The 17,804-nt window shown below is 63.3% G+C and carries 16 protein-coding genes; 9 read left to right on the top strand and 7 right to left on the bottom strand.

The features are described 5' to 3' along the window. Nucleotides 1-8 precede the first annotated feature (8 nt). Nucleotides 9-623, top strand: coding sequence for an alpha/beta hydrolase (locus WDS16_RS15585; RefSeq protein ID WP_338886149.1), 615 nt, complete (start codon nt 9-11; stop codon nt 621-623). A 73-nt stretch (nt 624-696) separates the two neighbouring features. On the opposite strand, the gene WDS16_RS15580 is transcribed toward WDS16_RS15585, so the two are convergent. Continuing rightward, nucleotides 697-2,484, bottom strand: coding sequence for a long-chain fatty acid--CoA ligase (locus tag WDS16_RS15580; protein WP_338886148.1), 1,788 nt, complete (start codon nt 2,482-2,484; stop codon nt 697-699). 270 nt (nt 2,485-2,754) lie between these two features. Between WDS16_RS15580 and WDS16_RS15575 the strand changes: the two genes are divergently transcribed. Next, on the top strand, nt 2,755-4,671 hold the full coding sequence (locus WDS16_RS15575) for a DEAD/DEAH box helicase (RefSeq protein ID WP_338886147.1): 1,917 nt from the start codon (nt 2,755-2,757) through the stop codon (nt 4,669-4,671). A 54-nt stretch (nt 4,672-4,725) separates the two neighbouring features. On the opposite strand, the gene WDS16_RS15570 is transcribed toward WDS16_RS15575, so the two are convergent. Then, complete coding sequence (locus WDS16_RS15570; RefSeq protein WP_338886146.1) at nt 4,726-4,851, bottom strand: hypothetical protein; 126 nt, start codon at nt 4,849-4,851, stop codon at nt 4,726-4,728. A 9-nt stretch (nt 4,852-4,860) separates the two neighbouring features. On the opposite strand from WDS16_RS15570, the gene WDS16_RS15565 reads away from it, so the two are divergent. From WDS16_RS15565 to WDS16_RS15550, 4 genes are all read left to right on the top strand, one after another. Then, a complete protein-coding gene (locus WDS16_RS15565) occupies nt 4,861-6,339 on the top strand; it encodes a carboxylesterase/lipase family protein (RefSeq protein WP_338886145.1) in 1,479 nt (492 codons plus the stop codon). A 176-nt stretch (nt 6,340-6,515) separates the two neighbouring features. Next, nucleotides 6,516-7,010 carry a 2Fe-2S iron-sulfur cluster-binding protein gene (locus WDS16_RS15560; RefSeq protein WP_338886144.1) on the top strand — a complete coding sequence of 165 codons (495 nt, stop codon included), beginning with the start codon at nt 6,516-6,518 and terminating at the stop codon, nt 7,008-7,010. Then, nucleotides 7,007-8,002: a xanthine dehydrogenase family protein subunit M gene (locus tag WDS16_RS15555; protein WP_338886143.1), complete on the top strand. Its 996-nt coding sequence runs from the start codon at nt 7,007-7,009 to the stop codon at nt 8,000-8,002. The genes WDS16_RS15560 and WDS16_RS15555 overlap by 4 nt, the downstream gene beginning before the upstream one ends. After that, entirely contained in the window at nt 7,999-10,068 is a 2,070-nt protein-coding gene (locus WDS16_RS15550) for a xanthine dehydrogenase family protein molybdopterin-binding subunit (protein WP_338886142.1), read from the top strand. Before WDS16_RS15555 ends, WDS16_RS15550 begins: the two co-directional genes overlap by 4 nt. 83 nt (nt 10,069-10,151) lie before the next feature. Here WDS16_RS15550 and WDS16_RS15545 read toward each other — a convergent pair whose 3' ends face one another. From WDS16_RS15545 to WDS16_RS15530, 4 genes are read right to left on the bottom strand one after another with little or no spacing between them, the layout of a single operon-like run. Then, entirely contained in the window at nt 10,152-10,898 is a 747-nt protein-coding gene (locus WDS16_RS15545; protein ID WP_338886141.1) for an amino acid ABC transporter ATP-binding protein, read from the bottom strand. Beyond that, on the bottom strand, nt 10,895-12,382 hold the full coding sequence (locus WDS16_RS15540; RefSeq protein ID WP_338886140.1) for an ABC transporter permease subunit: 1,488 nt from the start codon (nt 12,380-12,382) through the stop codon (nt 10,895-10,897). Before WDS16_RS15540 ends, WDS16_RS15545 begins: the two co-directional genes overlap by 4 nt. Nucleotides 12,383-12,412: 30 nt before the next feature. After that, nucleotides 12,413-12,895 (bottom strand): RidA family protein, encoded by a 483-nt coding sequence (locus WDS16_RS15535; protein ID WP_338886139.1) that lies wholly within the window; start codon nt 12,893-12,895, stop codon nt 12,413-12,415. A 3-nt stretch (nt 12,896-12,898) separates the two neighbouring features. After that, a complete protein-coding gene (locus WDS16_RS15530) occupies nt 12,899-13,465 on the bottom strand; it encodes a histidine phosphatase family protein (RefSeq protein WP_338886138.1) in 567 nt (188 codons plus the stop codon). An 84-nt stretch (nt 13,466-13,549) separates the two neighbouring features. Here WDS16_RS15530 and WDS16_RS15525 point away from each other — a divergent pair, with 84 nt between their 5' ends. Beyond that, nucleotides 13,550-14,725 carry an acyl-CoA dehydrogenase family protein gene (locus WDS16_RS15525; protein ID WP_338886137.1) on the top strand — a complete coding sequence of 392 codons (1,176 nt, stop codon included), beginning with the start codon at nt 13,550-13,552 and terminating at the stop codon, nt 14,723-14,725. A 10-nt stretch (nt 14,726-14,735) separates the two neighbouring features. Beyond that, nucleotides 14,736-15,833 (top strand): acyl-CoA dehydrogenase family protein, encoded by a 1,098-nt coding sequence (locus WDS16_RS15520; RefSeq protein ID WP_338886136.1) that lies wholly within the window; start codon nt 14,736-14,738, stop codon nt 15,831-15,833. A gap of 97 nt (nt 15,834-15,930) precedes the next feature. Here WDS16_RS15520 and WDS16_RS15515 read toward each other — a convergent pair whose 3' ends face one another. Beyond that, nucleotides 15,931-16,725 (bottom strand): alpha/beta hydrolase, encoded by a 795-nt coding sequence (locus tag WDS16_RS15515; protein ID WP_338886135.1) that lies wholly within the window; start codon nt 16,723-16,725, stop codon nt 15,931-15,933. Nucleotides 16,726-16,897: 172 nt separating this feature from the next. Between WDS16_RS15515 and WDS16_RS15510 the strand changes: the two genes are divergently transcribed. Continuing rightward, nucleotides 16,898-17,803 (top strand): phosphodiesterase, encoded by a 906-nt coding sequence (locus WDS16_RS15510; protein WP_338886134.1) that lies wholly within the window; start codon nt 16,898-16,900, stop codon nt 17,801-17,803. The last annotated feature ends 1 nt before the right edge of the window (nt 17,804 follow it).

Below are 17,804 nucleotides of genomic sequence, written 5' to 3'. Positions count from 1 at the left end.
ATAGTCGAATGCCGTTTTTCGAAGGAGCTACCGGTGCCGTCCACTATCGTTCGTGGACCACGGCACATCCGCGTCTCGTCCTGGTGTTTCTTCATGGCTTGGGTCAGAACAGCGGGCACTACCATCGGTTCGCCCGCCTCATGAACAACGAGGGCATCGACGTGTGGGCCGTCGACCACGTCGGTCATGGGTTGACGGAAGGTGAGTTGTCCGATGCATCTCAGATCGACGGGCTCGCCGACAACGCGTTGCAGCTCGCGGACATCGCTCGTTCGGAGCGCAGTGGGATACCGATGGCGCTGATGGGCCATTCGTTGGGAGCTGCGACCGCCATCGCGGCCCTCGAGAAGAATCCGAGCGGATTCACTTCGGTAGTCCTGTGTGGAACACCCAAATCGACCACGGGCACGGCTTCTGATCTGAGCAGATCGGCAGTGCCGCTGCTAGCGGTTCATGGCGTCGACGACCGCTTGGCGCCGATCGACGCGGTTCGCGCGTGGATCCCGAACGTGCCAGGCGCCAGGATGCGGGAGTTCGAGGATGCAGGCCACGACCTCCTACACGAGAAGGTGCACCGCACGGTCTCGCTGGAAGCCGCGGAGTTCGTACTCGCACACGTTTGAAATACCGACGGGTGTGAAATACAGACGCGTGTGACGTACAGACACATGCCTGTACGTCACACGCGGGTGGAACCTAGCTGTAGATCGACTCGATCTCGGCGCCGCGCTCCTGGTGGATGATGTTGCGCTTGAGCTTCATCGTCGGCGTGAGCTCGCCGGTTTCGACGGTGAAGTCCTGCTCGAGTATCTTGTACTTCTTGATCTGTTCCGCGTTGGACACCTTTTTGTTCGCGTCCGCGACTGCCTTGTCGATCTCGGCAATGAGGTCAGCGTTCTTCGACAGTTCGGCGAACGACACGTCCTCCGTGATCCCGTGGCGCTCTTTCCAGCCCGGGAGTGCTTCCGGATCCAGCGTGATGATGGCGCCGATGAAGGGCTTCGCGTCGCCGACGACGAGGCACTGACTGATGATTGCGTTTGCCCGCATTGCATCTTCCAGTACCGCAGGAGCGACGTTCTTGCCGCCCGCGGTGACGATGATTTCCTTCTTACGCCCGGTGATGGAGACGTAGCCGTCCTGGTCGATAGCGCCGAGGTCGCCGGTGTGGAACCACCCGTCGATGATCGACTCGGACGTCGCCTTGTCGTTGTGCCAGTATCCGCCGAACACGACAGGGCCCTTGAGGAGAAGTTCGCCATCCTCGGCGATCTTCGCGGCATGACCGCTGAGCGGCTTTCCGACGCTGCCGATGCGCTGAGCGGAGGTGGTGTTGACGGTGATCGCGGCACTGGTCTCAGTAAGTCCGTAGCCCTCGTACACCGGGATTCCCACGCCGCGGAAGAAATGGCCGAGTCGCGCACCGAGAGGTGCGCCGCCGGACACAGCGCGCTCGCAGTTGCCGCCGAGTGCGGCGCGGAGCTTGCTGTAGACGAGCTTGTCGAACACCGTGTGCTTGATGTTGAGCAGCAGACCGGGGCCGCCCTTGTCCTTGGCTTCGCTCCACTCGATGGCGGTGGCCGCGGCCTTGTCGAAGATGCCACCCTTGCCGCCGTCGTGAGCCTTCTGCTTCGCCGAGTTGTAGACCTTCTCGAAGACGCGAGGCACCGACAGGATGAAGTCCGGCTTGAACGACGCGAACTGGTCGAGCAGCGTCGTGACGTCGGAAGTGTGTCCGACGGTGACCTTCGAATCGAACGCTCCGAACGAGACTGCACGCGCGAACACGTGTGCCATCGGAAGGAACATCAGAGTGCGGTTGCCCTCCTTCATCGAGTCGTGCAGCGCCTCCTGCGTGGCCTGAACCTCGGCGTAGAAGTTGGCGTGAGTGAGCTGTACGCCCTTGGGACGGCCAGTGGTTCCCGAGGTGTAGATCAGCGTCGCGGGCGAAGACGCGGTGACCTGGTGGCGACGCGCATGAAGGTCCTCGTCGCTGACGCCTGCGCCGCGGGTGGTGAGCTCGTCGATGGCCCCTGCATCGATCTGCAGAACCTCGCGCAGATCGGCGGCACCCTCGGTGACCTCCTTCAGGGCTTCCGCATGCGCTGGGGTTTCCAGGATCAGCAACGAGGTTGCCGAATCCTCCAGAATCCACTGGGCTTGATCGGCCGAGGATGTTTCGTAGATCGCAACGGTGCATCCGCCTGCGGTCCAGATTGCATAGTCGAGAAGGACCCACTCGTACCGGGTCGCAGACAGAATCGCCACGCGATCGCCGAGCTCGACGCCCGACGCGATAAGGCCCTTGGCGACTGCCTTGACCTCCTTGGCGAACTGCGATGCTGTGACATCGGTCCACGACCCACCGATCAAACGCTGGAACGGGACGATGTTCGGGGACTCCGTCTCGTGCCGGAAAACGGTATCGGCCATCGATGCATCGTCTGGAATTGTGAACGATGCAGGCACAGAATATTCGCGCACTGTAAGACCCCTCCGGGAAAATGACGTAACAGATGTGCATTTCATCACATTCCCAGTCGGGTTGCACTACGGATGGTGTCCGGTTTGCGAATTTTCCGACCAGTCATGTGGAGTTATGTGTGACTCGCAGTGGACCCTAACTGGTCGCGTCACAGTTCGTGAGGCTCGATGCCCAGCGAGTTGCTGTACAAGCCGAGAATGGGCGTGCTGAGCGCATTATCGGCACTTGCGTCCTGCGGAAGGAGTGACAGGGACTAAACTCGCCTGTATATGAGCACAACAGAGCCGAATCAGGATGCCGATGTGAACCCTGACGAGTCCACTTCGAACGAGTCCTCTTCGAACGAATCCACTTCGAACGGGCAGGCATCGGCGCCGATCGACGGCACCCCCGCTGCCGACAAAGCGCCCGCTGCCGACAATGCGCCCACTGTCGCCGTGACTCCCACTGTCGACGAGGCGCCACCGATTACTTTCGCCGACCTCGGCATCGACGAACGGGTCCTGAAGGCCCTGCGCGACGTCGGCTACGAGACCCCGTCGCCCATTCAGGCGGCCACCATCCCGCCGTTGATGGCAGGCAACGACGTCGTCGGCCTCGCGCAGACCGGAACCGGCAAGACCGCCGCGTTCGCGGTGCCGATCCTGTCCCGTCTGGACGTGTCGCGCCGGGTGCCGCAGGCGCTCGTTCTGGCCCCGACGCGTGAACTCGCACTGCAGGTGGCGGAGGCATTCGGCAAGTACGCGGCCAACATCCCCGGGTTGCACATCCTGCCGATCTACGGCGGTCAGGCGTATGGCATCCAGCTGTCCGGTCTTCGCAAGGGTGCGCAGATCATCGTCGGAACTCCGGGTCGTGTCATCGATCACCTGGAGAAGGGCACGCTCGATCTGTCCGGGCTCGAGTATCTCGTACTCGACGAGGCAGACGAGATGCTCAAGATGGGATTCCAGGAGGACGTCGAGCGCATTCTGTCCGACACTCCGGAGTACAAGCAGGTCGCGCTGTTCTCGGCCACGATGCCGCCTGCGATCCGGAAGATCTCCAAGCAGTACCTACACGACCCGGTCGAGATCACGGTCAAGACCAAGACTTCGACCGCGCCGAACATCACGCAGCGCTACGTTCAGGTCGCGCATCAGCGCAAGCTGGAGGCTCTGACCCGAATCTTCGAAGTCGAAGAGTTCGAGGCAATGATCATGTTCGTCCGTACCAAGCAGGCCACGGAGGAGCTCGCCGAGAAACTGCGGGCGCGCGGATTCTCCGCGGCAGCTATCAACGGCGACATCGTGCAGGCCCAGCGTGAGCGGACCATCAACCAGCTCAAGAACGGCCAGATCGACGTACTGGTTGCCACCGACGTCGCAGCGCGTGGTCTCGACGTGGATCGTATTTCACACGTCATCAACTACGACATCCCGCACGACACCGAGTCGTACGTCCACCGCATCGGCCGCACCGGTCGTGCCGGCCGCGCTGGCGAGGCGTTGCTGTTCGTTGCACCGCGGGAGCGTCATCTGCTCAAAGCGATCGAACGCGCGACGCGCCAGCCGATCACCGAGATGCAGTTGCCGAGCGTCGACGACGTCAATGCGCAGCGCGTCACCAAGTTCGGCGACTCGATCACCGAGAGCCTCGGCAACGAGAACCTTGCACTCTTTCGTCGCCTCATCGAGGACTACGAGCGCGATCACGACGTGCCGATCGCCGACATCGCTGCCGCTCTGGCCGTGCAGTCCCGCGACGGCGAGGCGTTCCTGCTCAAGCCTGAGCCGCCCGCGCCCCCACGTGCTCCCCGCGAGCCGCGTGAACCTCGGCCCGCGCGCGGTTTCGACGAGGATGCAGCGAGTTCGCATCATCGCAAGTCCGGCCAGGAGATGGCGACGTATCGCATCGCCGTCGGGAAGCGGCATCGCGTTGCTCCCGGTGCGATCGTCGGAGCCATCGCCAACGAGGGCGGCCTACGCCGGAGCGACTTCGGCCACATCAGCATTCGTCCGGATCATTCTCTGGTGGAGCTTCCTGCCGATCTCGCCGACGAGACAGTGGAAGCGCTGCGGCGCACTCGGATCAGCGGTGTGTTGATCCAACTGACGCCCGACTCCGGTCCTCCCGGTGGTCGTGGTGGTCCTCGCGGGGGTGGCAAGTTCGGAGGCGACAAGCGGGGCAAGCCCCGGCGTAGCTGACCTTTCGACAAAAGCCCCGCTCACCGATGAGGTGAGCGGGGCTTTTTCGTCGATCTACAGGGTGGCGGTGAAGCTGTTCATCACCCGATCCGCGGCATCGAGATCGGCGTCGCTGTAGTCCTCACGGCCGGCAGAGAGACATCCGGATTGCGGCAGGCCGGAGCGGCCCTGAGGGGGCATGATGGTCTGGTGATTGTGACGACCCGGTACGGGCAGGTCATGGGAAGCGTCGACGACGGTGTCGCGGTGTGGAAAGGGGTGCCCTACGCGGCGCCGCCGGTGGGGGAGTTGCGGCTGCGAGCGCCGAGGGAGCCTGCGCCGTGGCCCGGGGTTCGGGATGCGACAGCGTTCGGGCACATCGCTCCGCAGACCGAGCAAGGTCCGCTGCCCATCGATCCCGGTCTGACGATCGGCGAGGACTGCCTGACCCTGAACGTGTGGTCTCCGGAGGGGGCCGCGAACCTTCCGGTGATGGTCTGGATCCACGGCGGCGCATACTTCCTCGGTTCTTCCGCGCAACGGATGTACGACGGGCGGAAGCTGGTCACCGAGGGCCAGGTGGTGTTGGTGACGGTCAACTACCGGCTCGGCGCGCTGGGGTTCCTGGACTTCTCGAAGTTCGGCGACTTCGACTCCAATCTCGGTCTGCGCGATCAGGTTGCTGCCCTCGAGTGGGTCCGAGACAACATCGCGGAATTCGGTGGAGATCCGTCGCAGGTGACGCTGTTCGGCGAATCCGCAGGTGGCGGGTCGGTGACCACGCTGATGGTCTCGCCCGCGGCCGAGGGACTCTTTCACCGGGTCATCGCGGAGAGCTCTCCCGCTACGTCGGTCTACGGCGCAGCACGGGCCGAGAGCATTGCCGAGCGCTTCCTCGAACTTGCGGGAGTCGACGCTTCGAAACTGCGGGGGCTGCCGGTGTCCGAGTTCGTTCGGGTGTGCGGGGAGTTGGTGCAGGAGATACCGGCCAAGGTGCCGGGGACGCTTGCGCTGGCACCCGTCGTCGACCGGGACTTCGTACCGCACTACCCGGTGGCGGCGTTCCAGAAGGGCCTGGCTCATCCGGTCCCGCTGCTGATCGGCACGAACCACGACGAATCCTCGATGTTCAAGCTGATGAAGTCTCCGCTGATGCCCATCACGCCGGACAAGGTGCACGAGATGTTCCAGGCGATCGCGGCCGATCACCCCGACATGCGAGCCGATGAAGAGATAGAGGTCGAAGCGGCGTATCCCGAGCACTCGAAGAAGCGAACGGCACTCGAGATCTCGCGGGACGCAGCGTTCCGAATGCCGACGCTGTGGATCGCCGAGGCACACAGCAGGCGAGCGCGGACGTTCCTGTATCGCTTCGATCAAGCGACGCCGTTCCTGCGTATCACCCGGCTCGGTGCGATGCACGGTACAGAGGTGCCGTACGTGTTCGGCAACTTCGGCGTGGTCCCCAAGGATCCGACCTTCAAGCTAGGTGGTCACCGAACCGCTCTCGAGGTCAGCACTCGGGTACAACGACGCTGGATCGACTTCGCGTACGGCCGCGACCCCTGGACTCCCTACGGCGAGGAATCCAGGACGACTCTGCTGATCGACAAGCACGACCAGGAGGTCGAGGACCCGGACCGTGAACTCCGTCGAGCATGGGGTGAGGAGATCCTGGGCTTCACGTAGAAGCTGGCGCGGCTCCGCCGCAGTGTCTTCGGTGCGGCTCCGCCGCAGTGGCATGGTTGAGTGCACTCCTGAACACTCAACCGCGCCACTAGGGAACTAGAGGATAGCCTGTCCAATATTGTGCGCCACAGTGTTTGAGCGTTTGACCGTCCGTCCACCCGGGTACGTGATCGCGCATGAGCAGAGTGACCCTCCGGGTGAACGGCACCGACCACGAGCTGGACTGCGACGTACGTACCACGCTGCTCGACGCGCTGCGAGAGCACCTCGATCTCATCGGTGCCAAGAAGGGCTGCGACCACGGTCAGTGCGGTGCCTGCACCGTCCTGGTCGACGGTAGGAGGATCAACAGCTGCCTCGCTTTGGCCATCGCCTACCAGGGTCGAGACATCGTCACCGTCGAGGGCCTCGCCGACGGCGACAGTCTCCATCCCGTCCAACAGGCGTTCATCGACAACGACGCCTTCCAGTGCGGATACTGCACGTCCGGCCAGATCTGCTCTGCAGTCGCGGTGATCGAGGAAGCGAAACAAGGTTGGCCGAGCGCAGTCACCGAGGACGATCATCCTCGGCTGACGCCCGACGAGGTCCGCGAGCGAATGAGCGGGAATCTGTGTCGCTGCGGCGCTTACACCGGCATCGTGCCTGCGGTACTCGAGGCAAGCGAATGAAAACCTTCAGCTACGAGGCTGCCGTAGACGTCGAAGACGCGGTCGCCAAGCTTGCATCCGATCCGGACGCAGCCCTTCTCGGGGGCGGTACAAACCTGGTCGATCTCATGAAACTCGGTGCAGCGCAGCCCTCGTCGCTCATCGACATCAGCAAATTGCCGCTCGACGTGATAGACGTCGACGATGACGGCTCCCTGCGCGTCGGGGCCGGCGTCAGCAACAGTGATCTCGCCGTCCACCCGGTTGTCCGCTCGCGCTACCCGGTGCTGTCGCGGGCCGTGCTGTCCGGTGCATCCGGCCAGCTGCGGAACATGGCGACCGTCGGCGGCAATCTTTTCCAGCGCACCCGGTGCGTCTACTTCATGGATTCGAGCAAGCCCTGCAACAAGCGTGATCCGGGCTCGGGTTGCCCCGCGATCGAGGGTGATCACCGAAACTTAGCGATCCTCGGTGCATCCGATCATTGCGTCGCGACGCACCCGTCCGACATGGCTGTCGCGTTGACGGCACTCGACGCAGTCGTCGAGATCGTGGGACCGTCCGGGGCGCACAAGCTCCCCATCGGCGAGTTGTATCGACTCGCGGGCCACGATCCTGATCTCGACACCAACATCGGCCACGACGAGATAGTGACTGGAATCAGTATTCCGGCGCTTCCGCAGCAGGCTGTATCGATCTATCGCAAGGTTCGTGACCGTGCGTCCTACGCGTTCGCGCTGGCGTCGGTCGCAGCAGTGTTGAGAGTCGAGGATGGGCAGGTGACCGAGGCACGCATCGCTCTCGGCGGAGTTGCACACAAACCCTGGCGGGCGATCACCGCGGAAGGGGAGCTTCTGGGACGCTCGGCGAAACACGAAGCATTTCGCGAGGCGATCGATCTCGAGCTGCGTGCAGCGATGCCTCTGAGAGACAACGGGTTCAAAGTGCCGCTCGTGCGCAATCTGGTGACGCAAACCCTTACCGATCTAGCCCATCGGAGCGTGCAGCAGTGAGTACGACATCGATCGGCCAGCCGATTCAGCGAACCGAGAGCACCTCGAAGGTGACCGGCGCGGCGCGCTATGCCGCGGAGCAGCACAATAAAACTGCGCCCGCATACTGTTGTTACGTGCCGGCGACGATCCCCACCGGCCGGGTCGTGGATGTGCAGACCGAAGATTCGGTCACCCTGTTATGGCACTCGAACGCGGAGAAGCTCGGCGAGCTCGAGGACACGGAACTCGCTGTTCTGCAGTCCGATCGAGTGTCCTACCGCGGCCAGATCGTCGCAGCAGTGATCGCTGATTCGTTCGAAACTGCACGGGACGCAGCGGCGCGAGTGCGGGTGAGCTATGCCGACGAAGCGAAACCGGACAACGAACTGAGCGCCGAACACCCATCGTTGTTCGCGCCCGAGTCCGTCAATGCAGGCTTTCCCACCGATGTGACGGTGGGCGATCCGGGGTCCGCGCTCGAATCCGCAGTCCACGCAGTCGACCGCTGGTATTCGACGCCACCGATGCACAACAGTCCGATGGAGCCCCATGCTACGACGGCTCAGTGGTCCGATGGCGTGCTGACGGTGTGGGATTCGACGCAGGCACCCTCCGGTGTCCAGGACGATCTGGCGACGTTGTTCGGCGTGGACCCGTCGAACGTGCGCGTCGTCGCCGAGAACGTCGGCGGCGGATTCGGCGCGAAGGGCAGCACGAGACCCAATGCGGTTCTCGCGGTGATGGCCGCGCGCGCGACGGGCAGGACGGTCAAGCTTGCACTCCCGCGTCAGGCGCTGTTCGATCTCGTCGGGTACCGCACGCCCACCCTCAGCCACGTGCAACTCGGCGCCGACGCGGACGGAACCTTGACGGCGCTGGCTCACGACACGTTCCAACAGACCTCGCAGATCTTCGAGTTCTGCGAGCAGACGGCCGAATCGTCGCGGCACATCTACGCCGCACCCAATCGTCGAACGACGCACCGGCTGGCCGTGCTCGACGTTCCGACACCCCGCTGGATGCGAGCTCCCGGTGAGGCGCCAGGGATGTTCGCCGTGGAGACAGCTATCGATGAGTTGTCCTACACAATCGGGATCGATCCGATCGAGCTTCGTATTCGCAATGAACCCGATGTCGACCCAGCGAGCGGAAACCTGTTTTCCTCACGCAGCGTCGTCGAATGCCTTCGCGAGGGCGCGGAGCGATTCGGGTGGGCGGACCGAGACCCCAGGCCGGGACATCGGCGTGAAGGTCGAAAGCTCATCGGTTCAGGTGTCGCAACTGCCAGCTATCCGGTTCTGATCAGCCCGTCGTCAGCGTCGGCGAGGATCGAAGCAGACGGATCGATCACGGTGTCCGTCGCCGCGTCGGATATCGGCACCGGCGCTCGAACGGTATTGCGCCAGATCGCAGCCGATGCGCTTGCTGTGTCAGCCGATCGGGTCGAGCTGAAGCTCGGCGACAGCGCCCTCCCGACAGCTCCGGGTGCGGGAGGATCCTCGGGCACCTCGTCGTGGGGGTGGGCGGTGACGAAGGCATGCCGCCAGCTCGTCGACAAGGTCGGTGGAATCGACGCGGCGATAGGCCCGGCCGAGGTGACTGCGGAGACCTCCGAGGAGATCGACGGTCAGAAGGATCTGGCGCGAATGGCGTTCGGTGCTCAGTTCGCCGAGGTCGAGGTCGACGTCGACACCGGCGAAGTGCGGGTGCGTCGGATGCTCGGTGTGTTCGGAATCGGACGCGTCATGAATCCACGGCTCGCGCGGTCGCAGCTGATCGGCGGTATGACGTTCGGCCTCGGTATGGCGTTGATGGGGGCGGGCAACACCGATCTCGAATTCGGGGGATTCTCGAATCACGATCTGGCGGAGTACCACGTTCCGGTGTGCGCAGACGTCACCGACGTCGAGGCTATGTGGGTCGAAGAAGAGGACGACGAATTGAGTCCCATGGGCGGCAAGGGAATCGGAGAAATCGGCACCGTGGGGTCACCGGCAGCCATCGGGAACGCGGTCTACCACGCGACGGGCGTGCGGGTACGCGATCTGCCGATCACGCTCGACAAGGTGCTTCCGCACCTCTAGGCGCTCCGCACCTAGTGGCACGGATAAGTGCACTCCAACGCCCTTATTCGTGCCACTGGGGGCGGAGCCCCCAAAAGGCCCGCTCAGGCCAGAATGCGCTGCAGAAACTGCCGCGTCCTGGCCTCGGTTGGGTTTCTCAGTACGGTGGCAGGCTTGCCGCGTTCGACGACGACGCCACCCTCGATGAACAGCACCTCGTCGGCTACCTGTTCCGCGAATCTGATCTCGTGGGTGACGATCACCATCGTCCAACCCTCTGCCGCAAGGCCTTTGATAACGGCGAGGACCTCGCCGACCAGTTCGGGATCGAGCGCGGAGGTCGGCTCGTCGAACAACATCAGCTTCGGTCGCAATGCGAGAGCCCGGGCGATTCCCACCCGTTGCTGCTGGCCGCCCGAGAGCTGAAAAGGGTATTGGTCGGATTTGACGTCCAGTCCCACTTCGTCGAGCAGTCGGTGGGCCTCGGCAATCGCCTCGTCGCGAGCCCGCTTCTGCACGATCACCGGGCCTTCGATGACGTTCTGCAGCACCGTCTTGTGCGGAAACAGGTTGTGCTGCTGGAACACCATGCCGCTCTGCGCGCGGAATGCTCGCAACTGTGCGGGGGAGACCGTGGAATCGAAATCCACGGCGACGTCGCCTATCCGGATGCGCCCGCCGTCAGCCGGGTCCAACGCATTCAGCGCTCGTAGCACCGTCGTCTTACCCGAACCTGAGGGCCCGATGATCACCGTGACAGTCCCGGACGGCACCGAGAACGACACGTCTTTCAGAACTTCGACCGCGCCGAAGGACTTCTTCAGAGACTTGACTTCGAGGAGATCGGTCATTTCGCCACATACCTGTCGAGTCGAACTTCGAGTTTTCCTTGGAAGAAGGACAGAACCATGCAGATAACCCAGTAGTACAGGGCAGCAACGCTGTACAGCGCAAAGAAGTCGAAGGTCGGTGCCGCCGCGAGCTGGGCCACGCGCAGCAGTTCGGTCACGAGGATGGTCGACGCCAGAGACGTGTCCTTCACCAGCGAGATCAACGTGTTCGACAACGGCGGCACCGCGGTGCGTAGGGCCTGGGGAAGAATGATGCGTTGCAACGTCGTTCGGTACCCCATGCCGATGGTCTGCGACGCCTCCCACTGGCCCTTCGGCACGCTGAGGATAGCGGCACGGATCACTTCGGCGGCGTAACCACCGACGTTCAACGAAAAGGCAATGACCGCGGCCGGGAACGGATCGATCACAACGCCGAACTGCGGCAGTGCGTAGAAGACGATGAACAGCTGCAGCAGCAGGGGCGTGCCGCGGATGATCGACACGTAGAACCGCGCGAGGCCGGCGAGCACTGTGTTCGACGAAATCCGTGCCAGCGCAACACCGAGGGCGATGACCAATCCGACTACGAAGCTGATGGCCGTCAACGGAATGGTCATCGTGATCGTGGCCTTCAGCATCGGCCACAGGTTGTTCAGAATGAGGTCGAGTTTCGACTGTTGCTCCGAGCTCTCGCCCTGCGATGTCGGCGCCTGAGTGTCCGCCGTGGGTGCCGCGACGGCCGAGCCGAAGTACTTCTCGGAAATTTGCGCGAGTGTGCCGTCGGCCTGCAGGGTGTCGATCGCGGCGTCGATCTCGCTCATCAGACCGCTGTCCTTGCGAGCTGCGAACGCTTGATAGCTGGTATCGCCGGTTTGTGCGGCGATCTTCACTCCGGTGTCACCGGTCTGGTTCAGGTACTCGGCGATGGCGAGACTGTCGTTGACGGTGGCGTCGACGCGCCCGTCCTTGACGAGGGTGACGGCCTGGACGAACCCCTCCACTGCCTCGACGTTCGCGCCCGCGTCGGCGGCGACCTCTGCCCAGTTGCTCGTCGACGACTGCGCTGTCGTCTTTCCGGCGAGGTCGGCGACGGACGTGATCGACGAGTCGGTCGCGGCGGTGAGAATCTCGCCCTCGGACACTGTGTAGGGCTTCGACAGGTCGTATGAACTCTGCCGGGCAGGATTGATCGTCACCTGATTCGCGATCAGATCGAAGCGCTCCGATTCGAGTCCGGCGAAGATGGAGTCGAACGGCGTCTGCACGAACTCGACGCGTACACCCAGTTCACCGGCCACCGCGTTGACCACGTCGATGTCGTAGCCCGTCAACTGGCCGTCGTCACCCTGGAAGCTGAACGGGCTGTACGTGCCCTCGGTACCGACGACGAGCACGCCGTCGTCGGTGATCCGATCGATCAACGGGGCAGAGGACGATCCACAACCGGCTATCGCCAACAACGCGACGATCGCGGCCAGCAACGCGAGGACCTTGCGGAGCATGTGGGACGCCTTCCCTGACCTGAAGAATATTCAGCCGTCGATCTCGATCTCAGCCGATACAACCACGGCATTGTTCATCGGGAGCGCTGCCACTCCGATCGCCGTCCGTGCATGAGCACCGACCTCCGGTCCGAACACCTGAAGAACGAGATCGGAGAAACCGTTGATGGCGGTCGTCGTCTGAGTGAACCCGTGATCGGCATTGACCATTCCGGTGACGGTCAACCATGCGCTGATCCGGTCGAGGTCTCCGATTGCTCGATGAACGCTCGCCAGAGCTGCGAGGGCTGCATCACGCGCGGCGTCCGTCGCCGCGTCGAGCGGTACTTCGGACGGGACCGCGCCGAACGGTCCTGCGAGCGAACCGTCGGGCCGTTGTGGCGAGTGTCCGGACACGAACATCCGGTTGCCACGCACCCGTACCCATTCGAACGAGAATTCGAAGCCAGGAGGCGCCTGGGCCTCGGAGGGAAGTACGAAACCCAGTTCGGAAATGCGTCGTTCGATGTACACGGTTCACCACAACCTTCGCGTCGGGACGCCGTTGATGGTCTTCACGGTCCATTCGGAACCGTCGTGGACGAGCGTCGACACGCCTGCATTGAGGATCCGTGGCGACGGTACTCCGCGCAGAGCTTCCAGTATTCCGCGGATGATGCCCCCGTGGGCCACCGCGATGACCGACGCGGTGGGGTGAGTGGCGGCCAGCTCGTCGACTGCGCGGACGCCCCTGACGATCATCTCGTGTCGCGGTTCGAGGCCCGGGTATCGCCCGTGGGGCCAGTGGGAATAGGCGTCGTAGTCGGTGAAGCCCTCCGCGGAACCGAAATGGCGCTCGGCGAGATCGGGATAGGTGGCGGTACGCGAGATACCGAGGTGCCCGCCGATGATGTCGGCGGTTTCGGCTGCCCGCGACAGCGGCGAACTCACCAGCACCTCCCAAGGATGGTCTTCGAGTTCGTAGACGGCCTCGCGTGCCTGTGCCCGTCCCGTCGCGTTGAGCGGGATGTCCGAGCTGCCCTGGAGACGGCCGTGCAAATTCCAATCGGTTTCACCGTGCCGAACCAGCGCCAGAAAAGTCATAGTGGGCGAAGATTATCGCAGTTGACCCCGGAGTACGGTCGAGTAGGACGTCAATGACGACAGTGGAAATAGCGGAGGGATCTCATGAATCTTGCCCTGACAGAAGAGGAAGCTGCATTTCGCGACGAGATGCGGACGTTCTTCACCACCGAGATTCCCGCGGAGATTCGCGAGAAGACCAGGGTGGGCGTCGAACTGAGCCGCGACGACGTGGTGAAGACGATGCGAATCCTCAATGCCAACGGTCTGGCCGTCCCACATTGGCCTACCGAGTTCGGTGGGCGGGATTGGACGCCCGTGCAACGTCACATCTGGCTCGACGAGATGCAGCGAGCTTCGGTACCGGAACCGCTGGCGTTCAATGCGTCGATGGTGGGTCCGGTCATCGCGACGTTCGGCTCGCAGGAGCAGAAGGAGAAGTTCCTTCCGAAGACGGCGAATCTCGACATCTGGTGGTGCCAGGGATTCTCCGAACCCGAGGCAGGCTCCGATCTCGCATCTCTGCGGACGACAGCTCTGCGTGACGGCGACGACTATCTCGTCAACGGACAGAAGACGTGGACGACGCTCGGGCAGTATGCCGACTGGATCTTCGCGTTGGTGCGAACCAACCCGGACGCACCGAAGAAGCAGGCGGGTATCTCATTCCTGCTGATCGACCTGAACACACCGGGGATCACGGTGCGCCCGATCAGGTTGATCGATGGCAGCGTCGAGGTCAACGAAGTGTTCTTCGACAATGTCCGTGTTCCCGCCGAAAACCTTGTCGGCGAGGAAAACCAAGGCTGGAGCTACGCGAAGTTCCTGCTCGGAAACGAGCGTACGGGGGTTGCGCGCGTCGGGCACACCAAGGTCCGTCTCGATCTCGCGAAGGAGTACGCCGCGGCGACCAAGGTCGGCGGCGGCACACTCCTCGAGGATCCGATCTTTGCGGCACGGTTCGCCGAACTCGAAAACGAGGTTCTTGCACTCGAACTCACTCAGCTGCGGATGGTGTCGAGCTCCGAAGACGGCAAGCCCAACCCGGCGTCGTCGATTCTGAAGCTGCGCGGATCGGAGTTGCAGCAGGCGGCGACCGAGATGCTGATGGATATCGCCGGACCGGATTCGCTGCCCTACGAGGCGGGGGAGGACATCGAGAGTCCGGGATGGGCGCAGCGATCGGTGCCGACCTACCTCAACTATCGCAAGGTGTCGATCTACGGCGGATCGAACGAAGTGCAGCGTCAGATCATCGCGTCGACGATTCTCGGATTGTGAAGGCGGAACAATGGATTTCGAACTGAACGAAGAACAGAAACTCCTTCGGGACACCACGCGTGAGGTTCTCGCCCGTGCGTACGACACCGAGAAGCGCAACAAGATCGTTGCCGAAGAGCCTGGATGGTCGAAAGACGTCTGGAAACAACTGGCCGAGGTCGGATTGCTCGGGCTCACCTTCGCCGAGGACGACGGCGGAATGGACGCCGGTCCTGTGGAGATCATGGCCGTCATGACCGAGGTGGGTCGACGGCTTGCGCCGGAGCCGATTCTCGATGCAGTGCTCCTGCCGGGAGGGTTGATCTCTGCTGTCGGTTCGGTCGATCAGCGCGCACGGGTTCTGCCTTCAGTCGCCGAAGGATCCACACTGCTTGCGTTCGCGCACAACGAGTCCGGGAGTCGGTGGCCTGATATTCAGGTTGACACAACCGCGTCGGAGGACGGTGGGTCCTGGTCGCTGAACGGCGTCAAGAATCCGGTTCAGCACGGAGGCAGTGCCGACGTCTTCGTCGTCAGCGCGGCGTTGCCCGGCGGAGGTAGCGGGCTGTTTCTGGTCGACGGCGATGCAACGGGACTCGAGCGGAAGGCGTACCGGACTCACGACGGTCAGCGGGCAGCGCAGATAACATTGTCCGACGTGGCCGCCGAGCCGCTGGGTGATGGATCGGACGCGACGGACGCCATCGTGGCTGCAGAAGTGAAGGCGCAGGCCGCGCTGTGTGCCGAGGCTGTGGGTGCGATGGAAGAAGCGCTGCGGCTCACCACCGACTATCTCAAGCAGCGCAAGCAGTTCGGGGTTCCGCTTGCCAAGTTCCAGGCGCTGACATTCCGTGCGGCAGACATGTATGTGTTGCTCGAGCTGGCACGCAGCATGGCGCTCTACGCGACGATGAATCTTGCCGACGACATCGTCGATCGGAAGGTGGCGTCGAGGGCGAAGCTGCAGGTCTCACGGTCGTCACGCAAGATCGGCCAGGAGGCCATCCAGCTGCACGGCGGCATCGGCGTCACCGCCGAATATCCTGTCGGGCATTACGTGAGTCGGCTCGTCGCGATCGAGCACACCCTCGGCGGTGCGGACGAGCATCTGCGGGTGCTGTCCCGGTAAATCCTCGGTGCGGCTCCGCCGCAGTGGCACGGATGAGTGCATTCCCACATACTCAACCGTGCCACTGCGGAGCGCTCGACACATGGCCGCGGACTGACTACGAGGCCGCGACCACCAGATCCACCACGGCACCCGGGTTCGACACCAGGATCGCGTGGGACCCCGGTACCTCGGTGATCTGGGCGCCCGCGCGTTCGGCCATGAATTTCTCCGCCGCGGGCGGGATGATCCGATCCTGCTGTGGGATCAATGCGTAGCTCGGTGTGTCTGCCCAGGACGGCGGCTCGCTCGGTTCGATCAGTGCGGTTGCAGCGATCGACTTCTGATTCGCGATCATCTTCGCGGCTTGCTCGTCGGTGACGTCAGGGGCGAAGTACTGCTTGAACAGTGCAGGCGTGATGTACGAGTCGACGTTCTTGCCGAGAATGTTCGTCGAATCGTCGACGACGCCTACGCCGAGCACCGGCGGCAGCAGAGAAGTCAGTCCGAACCGGAACGGGTCGAGGGCGAGCGCGGCAGGTTCGCCCGCCGCAGGTGCGAAAGCCGCCACGTAGACCAGCGAAGTGACGTTGTCCGCGTGCGTGTTGGTGATGACGGTTCCGCCATAGGAATGTCCGACGAGAACGACTGGACCGGGGATGTCCTCGACTACCTGCTCGATGGCTGCGGAGTCGTAGCCGGGACCGCGGAGCGGATTGTCGGGGGTGACGACGCTATACCCGCGCTCGCGCAGCTCGCCTGCCACTCCGTCCCAGCTCGAGGTATCGGCGAATGCCCCGTGGGCCAGCACGACGGTGGGTAGTTCCTGGGCGGCTGCCGTACCTGCGCTCAGCATCATGCCTGCCGCCACGGTGACCGTGGCTGCCGCAGCTCTGGTGCGAGTGATCTTCATGGGTTCCTCTCAGGTGGACGTTTGGTTTCAACGTAGTGCGTCTGCGCCCGGAGTTCTTTCCTCGTTGGTGTGTCGTACCCACAGCATTTCTCTCAGGCAGCTTGACTAGGGTGATGCACGAGGGCCACGCGATCAGCGTCCCCACTGATAGCCGATCGGAAGCGAGTTACCGATGAAGGCTCGGACGGCGGAGCACCCACGCCCGAATCATTGCCTGCTGCATTTGAGTGACACCCACCTCGTCGAACGTGGGCAGCTCTACGGCGGGGTCGACAGCACCGCAACTCTGCAGCGACTTCTCGGTGACGTCGAGGCGTCGGGAGTTCGGCCCGACGCATTGGTCTTCACCGGCGATTTGACCGATCGCGGCGAACCAGCCGCGTACGACGCACTTCGTGCCCTCGTCGAACCGGTCGCGGAGGCCCTCGGCGCTCAGGTCATCTGGGCGATGGGCAATCACGACGATCGGGCTGCCTTTCGTGCCCGGCTGCTGGACCAGGAGCCGTCGACGGGCACGGTGGACCGGGTGCACGACATCGACGGATTGCGCGTGATCACCCTCGATTCGACTGTTCCCGGCCACCATCACGGTGAAGTGACAGCCGAGCAAATGGATTGGCTCGCCGGTGTTCTCGCGACGCCCGCGGAGTTCGGAACGATCCTTGCGATGCACCATCCTCCGGTCCCGGCGGTGCTCGATCTCGCCGTTCTCGTCGAACTGCTCGATCAGAAGGGCCTCGCCGACGTCGTGCGCGGAACCGACGTCCGCTCGATTCTCGCTGGTCACCTTCACTATTCGACGACGGCGACGTTCGCCGGCATTCCGGTGTCGGTCGCGTCGGCGACCTGCTACACGCAGGACCTCAATGTGGAACCGGGTGCGATCCGGGGCCGCGATGGTGCGCAGGCCTTCAACCTGGTTCATGTCTACGACGACACGGTCGTGCACTCGGTGGTGCCGATAGGCTCCTATGACACGGTGGGTGAGTACGTTTCTGCCGATGAGGTCGCCCGCAGACTGACCAACTCCGGTGTCCGCATCGCCGACAGCACCCGCAGTTCGAGAGTGAGTATCTGAC

Origin of the sequence: Rhodococcus sovatensis (genome assembly GCF_037327425.1) — a bacterium.
GTDB lineage: Bacteria > Actinomycetota > Actinomycetes > Mycobacteriales > Mycobacteriaceae > Rhodococcoides > Rhodococcoides sovatense.
This window is presented reverse-complemented; position numbering and strand designations above follow the sequence as displayed.